Raw genomic sequence first — 13,357 nt, forward strand, 5'->3', positions numbered from 1 at the left:
CACCCGTCCCGCCCATCACGTATCAATCAAAGCGCGAACGGAGCGCTTGATAAACCTTATTCCGCCAACATCGCCGTCAGCTTCTCCCGCGCCGGGCCGGCCAGCTTCGGGTTGTCCAGCGCGAAGCGGATCGTCGCCTCCACCAGCCCCAGATGCGTGCCGCAGTCGAAGCGGGTGCCCTCGAAACGGTAGGCATCCACCTCTGCGGTCTTCAGCAGCTGCGCGATCGCGTCGGTCAGCTGGATCTCGCCACCGGCACCGCTGCCGGTCTGCTCCAGCAGCTCGAAGATCTTCGGGCTCAGCACATAACGGCCGACCACGGCCAGGTCACTCGGCGCGTCCTCCGGCTTCGGCTTCTCCACGATCTGCGAAATGCGACCCTTGCGGCCGTCGAACGCGTCAGTGGCAACGATGCCGTAGCTGGCAGTCTTGTCGTGCGGCACGTCTTCAACGGCGATCACGCTGGCACCACTGGCCTCGTTGAGGTCGGCCATCTGCTTCAGCGCGCCGTCGCCGCGGTTCCAGATCAGGTCATCCGGCAGCAGTACCGCGAACGGCTCGTCGCCGATCACCGCCTTGGCACACAGCACCGCATGGCCCAGGCCCAGAGCTTCAGCCTGGGTCACGAAGATCGCACGCACGCCATTGGGCAGCACGTGGCGGATCATCTCCAGCTGTTCCTGCTTGCCGGCGCGCTCGAGCTTCTGCTCCAGTTCGTAGGCCTTGTCGAAGTAGTCGGCCACGGCGTGCTTGTAGCGGTTGGTGATGAACACCAGCGTGTCGCAACCGGCTTCAATCGCTTCATCGACCGCGTACTGGATCAGCGGACGATCAATGATCGGCAACATTTCCTTCGGAACCGTCTTGGTTGCCGGCAAAAAGCGCGTCCCGAGCCCTGCCACTGGAAAAACTGCCTTGCGAATTCGCTTGCTCATTGGTGCCTGTTGGCCTCACGTGCCGGAAAGGGCACGACTTTAGCGGATGAAATGTAAGCATCCTGTTCGATGGGAGAGAACTCCGGCATCGTCGCGAACAGGATCTCCTGGATGCTGGTGGTGTCGTAACCAGCCACGGCATCGCGCAGGCGCGGAACGTTGCCCAGCACCACATCGCGCGCGAACGTGCGCACACCGGCCTCGAGAATCTTCGGGTGCGCGGTGGAACGGTAGTCTTCATCCGAATAGAACAGCGTCTCGTGCAGCTTCTCGCCCGGACGCAGCCCGGTGTAGATGATCGGAATGTCCTTGTACGGCTGCTTGCCAGCCAGGCGGATCATCTGCTCGGCCAGCACGCGGATCGGCACCGGCTCGCCCATGTCGAGCGTATAGATCGCACCGTGCGATGCCGAAGCGGCCGCCTGCAGGATCAGCTGGCAGGCCTCCGGGATGGTCATGAAGTAGCGACTGACTTCCGGGTCGGTGACGGTCACCGGCCCGCCACGCAGGATCTGTTCGCGGAACAGCGGCACGACGCTGCCAGCCGAGGCCAGCACGTTGCCGAAACGCACCGTGACGAAACGGGTATGCGTGGACTTCTGGTCCAGGCTCTGGCAGATCATCTCCGCATAGCGCTTGCTGGCGCCCAGCGCATTGACCGGGTCGACCGCCTTGTCGGTGGAGATGAACACGAAATGCTCGACGCGCGCTTCCAGGCAGGCGCGGGCCACGTTCTCGGTGGCCAGGATGTTGTTGCGCACCGCTTCGCGCAGCTGCCGCTCCAGCACCGGCACATGCTTGTAGGCGGCGGCATGGAAGGCGGTGTCGACGGGGTGCAGCGACAGGGCGTGGCGGATCACTGCCGGGTCACCGCAGTCGCCCAGCACCGCTTCGATCTCGACGTCCGGGAAGCTGCGACGCAGCTCGCCTTCGATGGTCAGCAGCAGCAGTTCGCTTATCTCGAGCAGGATGATGCGGCCGGCACCGTGACGCGCGCACTGGCGGCACAGCTCAGAGCCGATCGAACCGCCGGCGCCGGTGACCATCACCGTACGCCCGCCCAGCCAGCCACGGATCAGGTTCCAGTCCGGCATGATCGGCTTGCGGCCGAGCAGGTCCTCGATCGCCACTTCCTTCAACTGCCCAGGCAGCGACTGGCCCTGCAGGATGTCACTGAGCTTGGGCACGGTGCGGAACGGCACACCGGTGCTTTCGCAGATGGCGACGATGCGCTGCATGCCCGCAGCGTCCAGCGACGGAATGGCGATCACCAGCAGCTTTGCCGCAGTCTCACGGACCACTGTCGGCGCATCGTCCAGGGTGCCGAGGATCGGCAGGCCCTGCAGCTTGGCGCCGCGCAGGTGTGGCGCGTCGTCCAGCAGGCCGACCGGCTCGAAGTTACCGGAACGGCGCAGGTCACGGACCAGGGTCTCGGCGGCCTGGCCGGCCCCCAGGATCAGCACACGACGCGCGGACGAATCCGACTGCAGCGCCTGATAGTCCTTCCAGGCCCGGTACAGCAGGCGCGGCGCGCCCAGCAGCGCCGACAGCGCGAACGGATAGATCACCAGCACCGACATCGGCACGCCGTCGAAGCGTTTCCACATCAGCACCAGCACGATGGCGACCATGCCGATGAAGCTGGCCTTGAAGATGTTCAGCAGGTCGCTGACGCTGGCGAACCGCCACAGACCGCGATAGAGGCCCACGCGCCAGAACACCATGCCCTGCAGCAGCAGCACCAGCGTGGTGTCGACGTTCCAGAGTGGGAGCTCGGGGGCGTTGGCCAGGATCGAGTACCGCCCCGCGTGGAGCAGCTGCCAGCATGCCCAGACCATGAACAGGTCGTGGCAGACGATGGCCGAACGCGGCATCAGGCCGAGGATTCTATCCCGCCAGGGTGAAGCCATAAGTCAGGTATTTCCTTTTGGGTGGCGCAATCCATTGCGCAGGAGGAGCCAGAGGACGCTCAGCGCAATGAACCACGCGATCGCCACGGCAGCCTCCCACCTCGGCTGCAAATTGGAGCAGACATTAAGCACTGTAATACTGAACAGGCCCAAAGCAAAGTACATCCCTGTTACCTGGGCGTGACTGGCTCCTGCCTGCACCGCGCGCTGGTAGACGTGCTGGGTATGGGGTTCCATCCAGCGTTGTCCGGAAATGATGCGCGCCAGCAGTGTGAAGCCCGCGTCCACAAGGAACGGCGATGCCGACACCAGCAGCAGGATCCAGTGGATGTCGGTCTTTACGCTGGCCAGTGCCAGCACTGCCGCCACCGCATAGCCCAGCGCGCCGCTTCCGACATCGCCCATGAAGATCCGGGCCCGCGGGAAGTTGAACGGCAGGAAGCCCAGGCAGGCCAGGCCCAACGCGACCGCCGCCAGCGAGTACGGCCAGGGCAGCAGCAGTGCCAGCCCCAGCGCGACCACGATGGCCTGGCTGGCCGCGATGCCGTTGATCCCATCCATGAAATTCCAGATGTTGATCAGCGAGGCAGTGAACAGCAGGACCAGCACGGCCAGCAGCCAGCTGCCGCCATGGACCTTGACCAGCGCGGCCAGCAGCGCGGCGGCGATGAAGTGCACCATCAGGCGACGCATCGCCGGAAGCGGCCGGTGGTCGTCCCACCAGCCGATACCCGCCACCAGCGCCAGGCCAAGGCTGGCAACCAGCAGGCTCGGAAGCGCTTCGGGCCAGGCCCACATGGCAACACCGGCGGTCACCAGCAGGCTGATGACGATGGCGATACCGCCGCCGCGCGGGGTCGCTACGCTATGGCTGCGTCGCTCGCCCGGCTGGTCAAACAGTTGCCTGCGCAGCGCATAGCCTCGCGCCGCCCAGGTCAGCACCGCACTCAGCAGGGCCAGGCCCAGCAGCGCGCCCATCACAAGCCACGGCATGGATCAGAGCACCGCGTAGTTCAGCAGCGGCTTAACCGTACCCCACTCCTTGCAGCTCGGGCACTGCCAGTGGTGGGTGCGCGCACCGAAACCACAACGGGTGCAGCGATAGGCCGGGTTGCGCACCAGCAACTGGTCGGTGATGTGCTTGAGGTCGTGCAGGGTCGCCGTGGAATCGGCGCCTTCAGCCAGGGTCAGGTCGATCAGGGCGGACTCGCCACGCACCGACGGGCGATCCTTGAGCTGGCGGCCCAGGTAGGCACGGGCCGGGGCCACGCCCTCCTGCTCTTCCATCAGGCGGGTCAGCGCCAGCACCGGGGCAATGCCACGGTAGTGCTCGGTCATCTCCGACAGGAAGGCGCGCGCGCCTGCCAGATCGCCCACCTTGCGGTAGTTCTGCATCAGCGCCGGCAGCAGCTCCGGCAGGTACTCCGGATCGTTGCGCGCAGCGCGTTCGAAGGCGCGCACGGCCGCTTCCGGATTGCCGGCATCGGTTTCCAAGCGGCCTTCAATGATGCCGGCACGCACCGACATCGCATCGGCCTGGTAGGCCCGCGCAATCGCTGCCCTCGCCTCTTCCAGCTTGCCGGCACCGCGGAAGCGTTCGGCCAGTTCGCACTCGAACTGCCCGATCAGCTTGCCCATCGGCTCGCCAGTGACGTCCTCGAAACGGGTGGCGTTGTCGATCGCCTTTTCCCAGTCGCGCTCGGCCTGGTAGATGCCGATCAGGTGCTTGAGTGCCTGCGGAGCACGCTGGTCCAGCTGGGCCAGTTCGGTGAACACGGTCTCGGCACGGTCCAGCAGGCCGGACTTCATGTAGTCCTCGCCCAGCGCCAGCAGCGCCTGCACGCGTTGCGCATCACTGAGGTCGTGGCGGTTGACCAGGCCCTGGTGCAGTCGGATGGCGCGGTCGACTTCGCCGCGACGGCGGAACAGGTGGCCCAGCGCGACCTGGGTCTCGAAGGTTTCCTTGTCCAGCTCGGCGATGTGCAGGAACAGCTCGATGGCCTTGTCCGGCTGCTCGTTGAGCAGGTAGTTCAGGCCGCGGAAGTAGGTGCTGGACAGGCGGCTGACCTGGCTGTCACCGTGGCGTTGACCACCACGCCGTCCGATCACCCACCCGGCCAGTGCGGCCAGCGGAACGAACAGGAAGAACCAGAACCACTCGGTGACGAAATCCATCTTCGATCAGCGTCCATCAAAGGATTGGGGGGAAGCAACCGGTGCCGGCGTGGCGACAGCGGACTTGTTGGCGCGGCGCAACTGGCTGTAGAGCGGAATGACCACGCTCACCAGCACCAGGCCAGCACCGACGATGACACCCACCAGCAGCGCGGCGATCAGGGCCACGCCCACCGAGGTGTGCAGTTGGGTAAACAGCAGGTTGATCGACATCGCGGTCATGTTGACCGCACCGATGATCAATCCAAGGATCAGAACCGCCAGCAGGACCAGCAGACGAAAAACCTTCATGCGACAGCTCCAGTGGCAGGAGTCCGTAGCTTATCCGACTCGCGGCTGGATTCGCACGCGGTGGCGCGACGGAAGGCTCAGGCCGGATCGGCGTCCAGCGGCAGCACACTGCTGACCCGCTCGCGCAGTTCCTTGCCCGGCTTGAAATGGGGGACGTGCTTGCCCGGCAGGGCAACCGATTCGCCGGTCTTCGGGTTGCGACCCAGGCGCGGCGGACGATAGTGCAGCGAGAAGCTGCCAAAACCACGGATTTCGATGCGATCCCCGGCGGACAGCGATCCGCCCATCATTTCCAGCAACGACTTCACCGCCAGATCGACATCATCGGCCTTCAGGTGCGCCTGGCGGCGCGCAAGGATTTCGATCAGTTCGGATTTGGTCATTACCGGCTCACATCAGGGGTATCCCAGCCTGAAACGGCCCGGGCAATGCCCGGGCCGTCCAGGAAACAACGAACAGCGTAAGGCCGATTACTCGGACTTGTTGCCGTTCAGCTGTGCACGCAGCAGCGCGCCCAGCTGGGTGGTGCCGCTGGAAGCCGAAGAAGACTGGTATTCCTCCAGCACTTCGCGCATCTCAGCGTCGTCCTTGGCCTTGATCGACAGCTGCAGGGTGCGGCCCTTGCGGTCCATGCCCACGAACTTGGCTTCGACCTTGTCGCCGACCTTCAGGTGCTGGGTGGCGTCGTCAACGCGCTCGTTGGCGATGTCGCGCGCCGAGACGTAACCTTCGATGCCGTCAGCCAGCTCGATGATCGCGCCCTTGGCGTCAACTTCCTTCACCACGCCTTCGACCTTGGAGCCCTTCGGATTGGCAGCCATGTACTGGCCGAACGGATCCTGCTCCAGCTGCTTCACGCCCAGGGAGATGCGCTCGCGCTCCGGATCGACAGCCAGGACGACGGCGTCCAGGGTATCGCCCTTCTTGAAGTTGCGAACGACGTCTTCGCCGGTGGTGTTCCAGCTGATGTCGGACAGGTGGACCAGGCCGTCGATGCCGCCGTCCAGGCCGATGAAGATGCCGAAGTCGGTGATCGACTTGATCTGGCCCGACACCTTGTCACCCTTCTTGTGGGTGGCAGCGAAGGTTTCCCACGGATTGGCGGCAACCTGCTTCATGCCCAGCGAGATACGGCGACGCTCTTCATCGACGTCCAGCACCATCACTTCGACTTCATCACCAACCTGGACAACCTTGGACGGGTTGACGTTCTTGTTGGTCCAATCCATCTCGGAGACGTGCACCAGGCCTTCGACGCCCGGCTCGATCTCAACGAACGCACCGTAATCGGTGACGTTGGAGACCTTGCCGAAGACGCGGCTGTTGGCCGGGTAACGACGGCCGATGTTGTCCCACGGATCCTCGCCCAGCTGCTTCAGGCCCAGCGAAACGCGGTTGCGCTCGCGGTCGAACTTCAGCACGCGGACGTCCAGCTCGTCGCCGACGTTCACGACTTCCGACGGGTGACGCACGCGCTTCCACGCCATGTCGGTGATGTGCAGCAGGCCGTCGATACCGCCCAGGTCCACGAACGCGCCGTAATCGGTCAGGTTCTTGACGACACCCTTCAGGATCGCGCCTTCCTGCAGCTTGTCCATCAGCTGCTCGCGCTCTTCCGAGTGCTCGCTTTCGACGACAGCGCGGCGCGAGACCACGACGTTGTTACGCTTGCGGTCCAGCTTGATGAGCTTGAACTCGAGTTCCTTGCCTTCCAGGTAGGCCGGATCGCGCACCGGGCGCACATCGACCAGGGAACCCGGCAGGAAGGCGCGGACATCCTTGATGTCCACGGTGAAACCACCCTTGACCTTGCCGCTGATGCGGCCGGTGATGGTTTCGTTCTTTTCCAACGCTTCTTCCAGCTCGTCCCACACCATCGCGCGCTTGGCCTTCTCGCGCGACAGGACGGTTTCGCCGAAGCCGTTCTCGATCGAGTCGAGGGCGACCTTGACGATGTCGCCTTCGGCGACGTCGATTTCGCCAGCGTCGTTACGGAACTGTTCGATCGGCACGATGCCTTCGGACTTCAGGCCAGCGTTGATCACCACGACGTCGCCGCGGACTTCAACAACGGTACCGCTGACGATGGCGCCCGGCTTCAGCTTGGCCAGGTTGGCCTGGCTGGCTTCAAACAGTTCGGCAAATGATTCGGTCATTAGATTTACTCTGTTGGACACATGGGTCGGTGGCGTCCCCTTCAGGAGAATGGCGACCGCCCGCCTGTTGGTCGACCCCGGAAACGCAGGTCGTGTGTAGTAGGAAAACCGCCACGCATCATTGCGCGACGGAGCTGGTACAGCACTGCTATGCGCGACCACCACCGATGCTGCCGGCAGTGCTCCCGCGCGAACGGATCAGGCAGCCGGAACCGGAAGCAGATCCATCACTCTGGCAACGACATCATCGATGCCGATGCCTGTGGTGTCGATGAGGACAGCATCGTCTGCCGACTTCAGGGGCGCCACGGTACGCTGAGCATCACGGGCGTCGCGGGCCATGATCTCGCGCAGGAGGTCATCAAAGTTAACAGAAACCCCCTTGTCTTTCAACTGCTTATGCCGGCGCTCGGCGCGCTCCTCGGCACTGGCGGTCAGGAAGACCTTGTAGGGGGCGTCCTTGAAGATCACCGTGCCCATGTCGCGGCCATCGGCAACCAGGCCGGGCAGCTCCCTGAATGCGCGCTGGCGCTCCTTCAGGGCGGCCCGGACCTCAGGAATGGCGGCAATGGCCGAGGCCAGTGCGCCAGTGGTCTCCAGGCGCAGCTCGTCGGTGGCATCGGTGCCGTTCACCATGACCCGCATGGCTTCACCCTGCTCGACAAACTGAACGTGGGTATCGAAGGTGCAGCGGACCAGTGCCGAGGCATCGGAGGTATCGATGTCGGCCCAGCTTGCGGCCACGCCCACTGCCCGGTACAGCGCGCCCGAATCCAGGTAATGCCAGCCCATCCGGCGCGCGATGATGCGGCTGATGGTACCCTTGCCAGCCCCTGAAGGGCCGTCGATGGTCAGGACGGGAGCGAGTGGATTCATGGGGTTCCCAGAGCGTGTGAAGGGGTCATTCTAGCCCCTGTCAGACGCCCCCAATGGGATCTTTTGTGCAACCACTTGAAACCATGAGGAAAAGCCCGGTAGAATGGCGGGCTTGAACGAGCGTCAACTGCCGATTGTCTTTCGCATATCGCGGCCACGCTCCACCCGAACAACTACTGTTTACGCCGAGGTATGCCATGAAAGTCCTGTCCTCCCTGAAGTCGGCGAAGGCCCGTCACCGTGACTGCAAGGTCGTGCGTCGTCGTGGCAAGATCTTCGTCATCTGCAAGTCGAACCCGCGTTTCAAGGCGCGTCAGCGCTAAGCCCAACAGCCTTCGCGGCTGCGGCTGGCCCTACGCGGGGCCGACCCGATGCAAAAAGCCGCCTTCGGGCGGTTTTTTGTTTATGCGGCTTTTTCCTGCCGTTTTTGCTGTAATCGCCGTTCTTGACCACTGGGGAGTAGATCGAGATGAAGCGTTACCTGTCCGCCCTGGCCGTGATGGCCACCCTGGCCGCCGCCACGCCGGCGCTGGCCGATACCCTGCTTGTCGACCGTGCCCGCGAGAAGCCGGCCGGCGCCCTGCCCGTGCGCGGCCAGAGCATGCAGCAGGTGCAGGCGCAGTTCGGCGCGCCGAGCGAGCAGCTGCAGCCGCGCGGCGGGCAGAAGCGGCAATGGCCGACCATCAACCGCTGGGTGTACCCGCAGTTCACCGTCTACTTCGAGAAGCAGAAGGTGATCGACGTGGTGGCCAACCAGGCGGACCCGAACGAAATCGGCCCGAAACCGCCGATCCGTTGATCCCTTTACCCGCCGTGGGCGGGCCTGTGTAGCGAGACCATGAACCAGACCCTTCGTTTTCCTGCCGAGTGGGAAGCCCAGAGCGGCGTCCTGATTGCCTGGCCCACCGCCGATACCGACTGGGCTGACCGCCTGGGCCAGGTGGAAGAGACCTACATCGCCCTGGTCGCGGCCATCACCCGCTTCCAGCCGGTGCTGATCTGCGTGGCCGACGATGATGTGGAGACCTATGCCGAGATGCGGCTGCGCTCCAACCGCATCGACATGGACAAGGTCCACTTCACCACGGCGGCCTACGACGATACCTGGCTGCGCGACTCCGGCCCGATCACCCTGCGCCGTGCCGACGGCGGGTTCCAGCTGCTGGATTTCCGCTTCACCGGCTGGGGCGGCAAGTTCGACGCCACCCTGGATGACCAGCTGGTGGGCGTGCTCGACCAGGCCGGCGTGTTCAACGATGCACCGGTGCGCAGCATTCCGTTCGCGCTGGAAGGCGGCGGCATCGAGACCGACGGCGAAGGCACCCTGCTGACCACCTGGAAGTGCCTGCACGAGCGTCACCCGGACCGCGACCGCGCCAGCCTGAGCGCCGACCTGGCCGACTGGCTGCAGCAGGACCGCGTACTGTGGCTGGACCACGGCTATCTGGAGGGCGACGACACCGACGCGCATATCGACACCCTCGCCCGCTTCGCCTCGGCTGACAGCATCGTCTACCAGGCCTGCGACGACGAGAGCGACTCGCACTACGCCGAACTGCAGGCGATGGGCAACGAGCTTGCGGCGCTGCGTACCAAGAATGGCCAGCCGTATCGCCTGTTCCCGCTGCCGTGGGCACAGCCGGTGATCGACGAAGGCCGCCGCCTGGCTGCGTCGTACGCGAACTACCTGATCGTCAATGGCGCAGTGCTGATGCCGGCCTACGGCGATCCGGCCGATGACCTGGCCCGCGACGTGCTGGCGCAGGCGCACCCGGGTCGCGAGATCGTGCAGGTGCCCTGCCGTTCGCTGATCTGGCAGAACGGCAGCCTGCACTGCATCACCATGCAGCTGCCGGCAGGGTTGTTGAAGGCGTAAGGGGTAGTGCCGGCCGCTGGCCGGCAACCCTGCACTGCCTGATGGATCCACGGGATTGCCGGCCAACGGCCGGCACTACCGATCGCACCCATTCAGCGCGCGACACGCCGTCGCCGTCCATCCGCGCTAACATGCTGGTTTTCCCCTGCAGGAACGCCCCGCATGAACTCGCGCAGCCCCCTTACCGTCGCCCTGATACAGGAGCGCAACCACGGTGATGCCGCCGCCAACCTGGCGGTGATCGAAGCACGCGTGGCCGAGGCGGCTGCGCAGGGCGCGAAACTGGTGCTGCTGCAGGAACTGCATAACGGTCCGTACTTCTGCCAGCACGAATCGGTGGACGAATTCGACCTGGCCGAACCGATTCCGGGCCCGAGCACCGAGCGCCTGGGCGCGCTGGCCAAGAAGCATGGCGTGGTGCTGGTCGGCTCGCTGTTCGAGCGCCGCGCTGCCGGCCTGTACCACAACACCGCGGTGGTGTTCGAGAAGGACGGTACGCTGCTCGGCAAGTACCGCAAGATGCATATCCCGGACGATCCGGGCTTCTACGAGAAGTTCTACTTCACCCCGGGCGACATCGGCTTCAAGCCGATCGATACCTCGGTGGGTCGCCTTGGCGTGCTGGTGTGCTGGGACCAGTGGTACCCGGAAGCGGCGCGCCTGATGGCGCTGGCCGGTGCCGAGCTGCTGCTCTACCCGACCGCGATCGGCTGGGACCCGGACGATGTGCAGGACGAGAAGACCCGCCAGCGCGACGCCTGGGTGCTGAGCCACCGCGGCCACGCCGTGGCCAACGGCCTACCGGTGCTGAGCTGCAACCGCGTCGGCCACGAGGCCTCGCCGCTGGGCGCATCGGGCATCCAGTTCTGGGGCAACAGCCACGTGCTGGGTCCGCAGGGCGAGTTCCTGGCCGAAGCCGGCACCGATGCCACCGTGCTGCTGTGCGATGTCGACCTGCAGCGCAGCGAGCACGTGCGCCGCATCTGGCCGTTCCTGCGCGACCGTCGCATCGACGCGTACGGTGACCTGCTCAAGCGCTACATCGACTGAGCCGGAGCCCGCGCATGGCCGTCCTCATCCGTGATGCCGGCCCGGCCGACATCGCCGCGATCACCGCGATCTACGCGGTGGAAGTGACCGACTTCGTCAACACTTACGAGTACGACATCCCGGACGCGTCCGAGATGCTGCGCCGCATGCGCGACATCATCGACCGCGGCTTCCCCTACCTGGTTGCCGAGATCGACGGCCAGGTGGCCGGCTATGCCTACGCCAACACCTACCGCACCCGCGTCGCCTACCAGTGGACCGTGGAGAACTCGGTCTACGTCGATGCCGCGTTCCAGGGCAAAGGCGTCGGCACGGGCCTGCTGCAGGCGTTGATCGATGCCTGCGTGGCGCGTGGCTACCGGCAGATGGTGGCGGTGATCGGCGAACCGACCAACACCGCCTCCATCAAACTGCACGAACGCTTCGGCTTCGAGCTGGTCGGCGTGTTCCGTGGCCTCGGCCGCAAGCATGGCCGCTGGCTGGACACCGTGCAGATGCAGCGCGCGCTCGGCGATGGCGCCGACACCGCACCTTCCAATGAATGAACCCATGACCGAAACCCTTCCCGAGACCGGCGACGACCTGTTCGCCGGCCAGCCGGTGCGCGTCGTCGAACGCGACGGCGTGCGCTACACCTTGCTGGGCACCGCCCACGTCTCCCGCGCCAGCGTCGAGGCGGTGGAAAAAGCCATCGACAGCGGCCGCTTCGATGCCGTTGCCGTTGAACTGGACCCGCAGCGCCTGCAGGCGCTGAGCGATCCGGACACGCTGGCCAAGCTCGACCTGGTCGAGGTGATCCGCAAGGGCCGCGTCGCCCTGTTCGCCGCCAACCTGGCCCTGTCCGCCTACCAGCGCCGCCTGGCCGAACAGCTCGACATCGAGCCAGGTGCCGAACTGAAGCGTGCGGTGGAACTGGCGCGCGAACGCAACCTGCCGGTGCATCTGATCGACCGCGAGGTTGGCCTGACCTTCCGCCGTGCGTCGCAGCGGCTGGGCTTCTTCGGCAAGCTGAAGCTGGTCGCCGGGCTTGGCGCCGGCCTGTTCTCGTCCGAGGAAGTGGGCGAGAACGAGATCGAAAAGCTCAAGCAGGGCGACATGCTGGAGTCGAGCTTTGGCGAGTTCGCCAGCGAGAGCCCCGAGCTGTACGAAACCATCATCGGTGAGCGCGACCGCTACATGGCCACGCGCCTGCGCGAAGCGCACGACCCGCACCAGCGCGAAGTGCTGGCGGTGGTCGGCGCCGGCCATCTGGCCGGGCTGGCGCGCTACCTGGAAACCGACACCGAGGCACCGGCACCGCTGCGCGCCGAGCTGGAAGCGGTGCCGAAGAAGCGCAACATTCCGTGGTTCACGCTGGGCATCCTGGCGATCGTGGCGACCGGTATCGGCGTGGGCTTCTACCGCGGCGGGCTGGGCGTGGGCACCGAGCTGCTGGCAACCTGGGCGATGTATACCGGCGGCCTGGCGGGCCTGGGCTGCCTGCTGGCCGGCGGTCATCCGCTGAGCATCCTCACCGCGATCGCGGTGGCCCCGTTCAAGCCGTTCCGCCTGAGCATCCCGACCGGCGCGTTCTCGGCGCTGGTGGAAGCACGCCTGCGCAAGCCCGCGTACGAGGACTTCCTGAAGCTGCGCGACGATGCGCAGAGCCTGAAGGGCTGGTACCGCAACCGCGTCACCCGCGTGGTGCTGACCTTCATGCTGACCAACATCGGCAGCATGCTCGGCCTGTGGCTGACCACCTTCAAGGTGTGGGGCAAGGTCGCTGGTTGATGGTTCCGCCGGGCATGGCCCGGCGCTACCGGTAGGTGCCAACCTTGGTTGGCACTGTGCTTCCGGTCGCGAAGATCGGCCGGGCTTGGCTATGCCTTAACCCCATGCTCGGGCGACGCGGCGACGCGGCGACGCGGCGAACAGCAGCCGAGCATGGCTCGGCTCTACAGAAGCAAACAGACGCGGCCAGCAAAAAAAGGTTCTTCACCCAACTCCGGGGAAGGCTGCACGGATTTTGAGGAAGAAATAGGCGTCGTCTCGGTATCCGTAGGCGACGCGCTTGATGACCTTGATCTTGTTGTTGATTCCCTCGACCAG

General features: G+C 65.2%; 15 protein-coding genes. 6 read left to right on the plus strand and 9 right to left on the minus strand.

The genetic code is table 11. From position 1 onward, the window contains the following. Positions 1 to 56 precede the first annotated feature (56 nt). The 8 genes from galU to cmk form a co-directional block, all read right to left on the minus strand. Complete coding sequence (galU, locus tag EKL94_RS20790) at positions 57 to 935, minus strand: UTP--glucose-1-phosphate uridylyltransferase GalU (RefSeq protein ID WP_126930477.1); 879 nt, start codon at positions 933 to 935, stop codon at positions 57 to 59. Next, a complete protein-coding gene (locus EKL94_RS20795; RefSeq protein WP_126930478.1) occupies positions 932 to 2,845 on the minus strand; it encodes a polysaccharide biosynthesis protein in 1,914 nt (637 codons plus the stop codon). Before EKL94_RS20795 ends, galU begins: the two co-directional genes overlap by 4 nt. Positions 2,846 to 2,848: 3 nt before the next feature. After that, positions 2,849 to 3,838, minus strand: coding sequence for an MraY family glycosyltransferase (locus EKL94_RS20800; RefSeq protein WP_126930479.1), 990 nt, complete (start codon positions 3,836 to 3,838; stop codon positions 2,849 to 2,851). Positions 3,839 to 3,841: 3 nt separating this feature from the next. Beyond that, positions 3,842 to 5,020 carry a lipopolysaccharide assembly protein LapB gene (gene lapB / locus EKL94_RS20805; RefSeq protein ID WP_005416232.1) on the minus strand — a complete coding sequence of 393 codons (1,179 nt, stop codon included), beginning with the start codon at positions 5,018 to 5,020 and terminating at the stop codon, positions 3,842 to 3,844. Positions 5,021 to 5,026: 6 nt separating this feature from the next. Then, positions 5,027 to 5,311, minus strand: coding sequence for a LapA family protein (locus tag EKL94_RS20810; protein ID WP_010484569.1), 285 nt, complete (start codon positions 5,309 to 5,311; stop codon positions 5,027 to 5,029). 77 nt (positions 5,312 to 5,388) lie between these two features. Further along, positions 5,389 to 5,694 (minus strand): integration host factor subunit beta, encoded by a 306-nt coding sequence (locus tag EKL94_RS20815; RefSeq protein ID WP_005409286.1) that lies wholly within the window; start codon positions 5,692 to 5,694, stop codon positions 5,389 to 5,391. A gap of 87 nt (positions 5,695 to 5,781) precedes the next feature. Further along, positions 5,782 to 7,467, minus strand: coding sequence for a 30S ribosomal protein S1 (gene rpsA, locus EKL94_RS20820; protein WP_005416230.1), 1,686 nt, complete (start codon positions 7,465 to 7,467; stop codon positions 5,782 to 5,784). A gap of 198 nt (positions 7,468 to 7,665) precedes the next feature. Continuing rightward, positions 7,666 to 8,343: a (d)CMP kinase gene (gene cmk, locus EKL94_RS20825; RefSeq protein ID WP_126930480.1), complete on the minus strand. Its 678-nt coding sequence runs from the start codon at positions 8,341 to 8,343 to the stop codon at positions 7,666 to 7,668. Between the two features lie 197 nt (positions 8,344 to 8,540). Between cmk and ykgO the strand changes: the two genes are divergently transcribed. The 6 genes from ykgO (at position 8,541) to EKL94_RS20855 (ending at position 13,039) form a co-directional block, all read left to right on the plus strand. Continuing rightward, positions 8,541 to 8,666 carry a type B 50S ribosomal protein L36 gene (ykgO, locus tag EKL94_RS20830; protein ID WP_005409283.1) on the plus strand — a complete coding sequence of 42 codons (126 nt, stop codon included), beginning with the start codon at positions 8,541 to 8,543 and terminating at the stop codon, positions 8,664 to 8,666. A 176-nt stretch (positions 8,667 to 8,842) separates the two neighbouring features. Continuing rightward, positions 8,843 to 9,142 carry a hypothetical protein gene (locus tag EKL94_RS20835; protein WP_227837998.1) on the plus strand — a complete coding sequence of 100 codons (300 nt, stop codon included), beginning with the start codon at positions 8,843 to 8,845 and terminating at the stop codon, positions 9,140 to 9,142. Between the two features lie 39 nt (positions 9,143 to 9,181). Next, complete coding sequence (locus EKL94_RS20840) at positions 9,182 to 10,219, plus strand: agmatine deiminase family protein (RefSeq protein WP_126930481.1); 1,038 nt, start codon at positions 9,182 to 9,184, stop codon at positions 10,217 to 10,219. Positions 10,220 to 10,381: 162 nt separating this feature from the next. Next, positions 10,382 to 11,269 (plus strand): carbon-nitrogen hydrolase, encoded by an 888-nt coding sequence (locus EKL94_RS20845; protein WP_005409280.1) that lies wholly within the window; start codon positions 10,382 to 10,384, stop codon positions 11,267 to 11,269. 14 nt (positions 11,270 to 11,283) lie between these two features. After that, positions 11,284 to 11,814: a GNAT family N-acetyltransferase gene (locus tag EKL94_RS20850; protein ID WP_005409279.1), complete on the plus strand. Its 531-nt coding sequence runs from the start codon at positions 11,284 to 11,286 to the stop codon at positions 11,812 to 11,814. A 4-nt stretch (positions 11,815 to 11,818) separates the two neighbouring features. Continuing rightward, positions 11,819 to 13,039 (plus strand): TraB/GumN family protein, encoded by a 1,221-nt coding sequence (locus EKL94_RS20855; RefSeq protein WP_126930482.1) that lies wholly within the window; start codon positions 11,819 to 11,821, stop codon positions 13,037 to 13,039. Positions 13,040 to 13,243: 204 nt separating this feature from the next. Here EKL94_RS20855 and EKL94_RS20860 read toward each other — a convergent pair. Beyond that, positions 13,244 to 13,357 (minus strand): transposase (locus tag EKL94_RS20860; protein WP_148105814.1); only part of this gene is annotated, 114 nt, incomplete at its 5' end.

Origin of the sequence: Stenotrophomonas maltophilia (assembly GCF_003970865.1) — a bacterium.
GTDB classification, from domain to species: Bacteria; Pseudomonadota; Gammaproteobacteria; order Xanthomonadales; family Xanthomonadaceae; genus Stenotrophomonas; species Stenotrophomonas maltophilia_AR.

What these genes read in the sequence shown, in the direction of transcription:
- EKL94_RS20855 (WP_126930482.1), top strand. Translation starts at nt 11,819, where the DNA reads ATGACCGAAACCCTTCCCGAGACCGGCGACGACCTGTTCGCCGGCCAG.
- EKL94_RS20795 (WP_126930478.1), bottom strand. Translation starts at nt 2,845, where the DNA reads ATGGCTTCACCCTGGCGGGATAGAATCCTCGGCCTGATGCCGCGTTCG.
- EKL94_RS20810 (WP_010484569.1), bottom strand. Translation starts at nt 5,311, where the DNA reads ATGAAGGTTTTTCGTCTGCTGGTCCTGCTGGCGGTTCTGATCCTTGGA.
- rpsA (WP_005416230.1), bottom strand. Translation starts at nt 7,467, where the DNA reads ATGACCGAATCATTTGCCGAACTGTTTGAAGCCAGCCAGGCCAACCTG.
- EKL94_RS20850 (WP_005409279.1), top strand. Translation starts at nt 11,284, where the DNA reads ATGGCCGTCCTCATCCGTGATGCCGGCCCGGCCGACATCGCCGCGATC.
- galU (WP_126930477.1), bottom strand. Translation starts at nt 935, where the DNA reads ATGAGCAAGCGAATTCGCAAGGCAGTTTTTCCAGTGGCAGGGCTCGGG.
- EKL94_RS20815 (WP_005409286.1), bottom strand. Translation starts at nt 5,694, where the DNA reads ATGACCAAATCCGAACTGATCGAAATCCTTGCGCGCCGCCAGGCGCAC.
- EKL94_RS20800 (WP_126930479.1), bottom strand. Translation starts at nt 3,838, where the DNA reads ATGCCGTGGCTTGTGATGGGCGCGCTGCTGGGCCTGGCCCTGCTGAGT.
- lapB (WP_005416232.1), bottom strand. Translation starts at nt 5,020, where the DNA reads ATGGATTTCGTCACCGAGTGGTTCTGGTTCTTCCTGTTCGTTCCGCTG.
- EKL94_RS20835 (WP_227837998.1), top strand. Translation starts at nt 8,843, where the DNA reads ATGGCCACCCTGGCCGCCGCCACGCCGGCGCTGGCCGATACCCTGCTT.
- EKL94_RS20840 (WP_126930481.1), top strand. Translation starts at nt 9,182, where the DNA reads ATGAACCAGACCCTTCGTTTTCCTGCCGAGTGGGAAGCCCAGAGCGGC.
- cmk (WP_126930480.1), bottom strand. Translation starts at nt 8,343, where the DNA reads ATGAATCCACTCGCTCCCGTCCTGACCATCGACGGCCCTTCAGGGGCT.
- EKL94_RS20845 (WP_005409280.1), top strand. Translation starts at nt 10,382, where the DNA reads ATGAACTCGCGCAGCCCCCTTACCGTCGCCCTGATACAGGAGCGCAAC.
- ykgO (WP_005409283.1), top strand. Translation starts at nt 8,541, where the DNA reads ATGAAAGTCCTGTCCTCCCTGAAGTCGGCGAAGGCCCGTCACCGTGAC.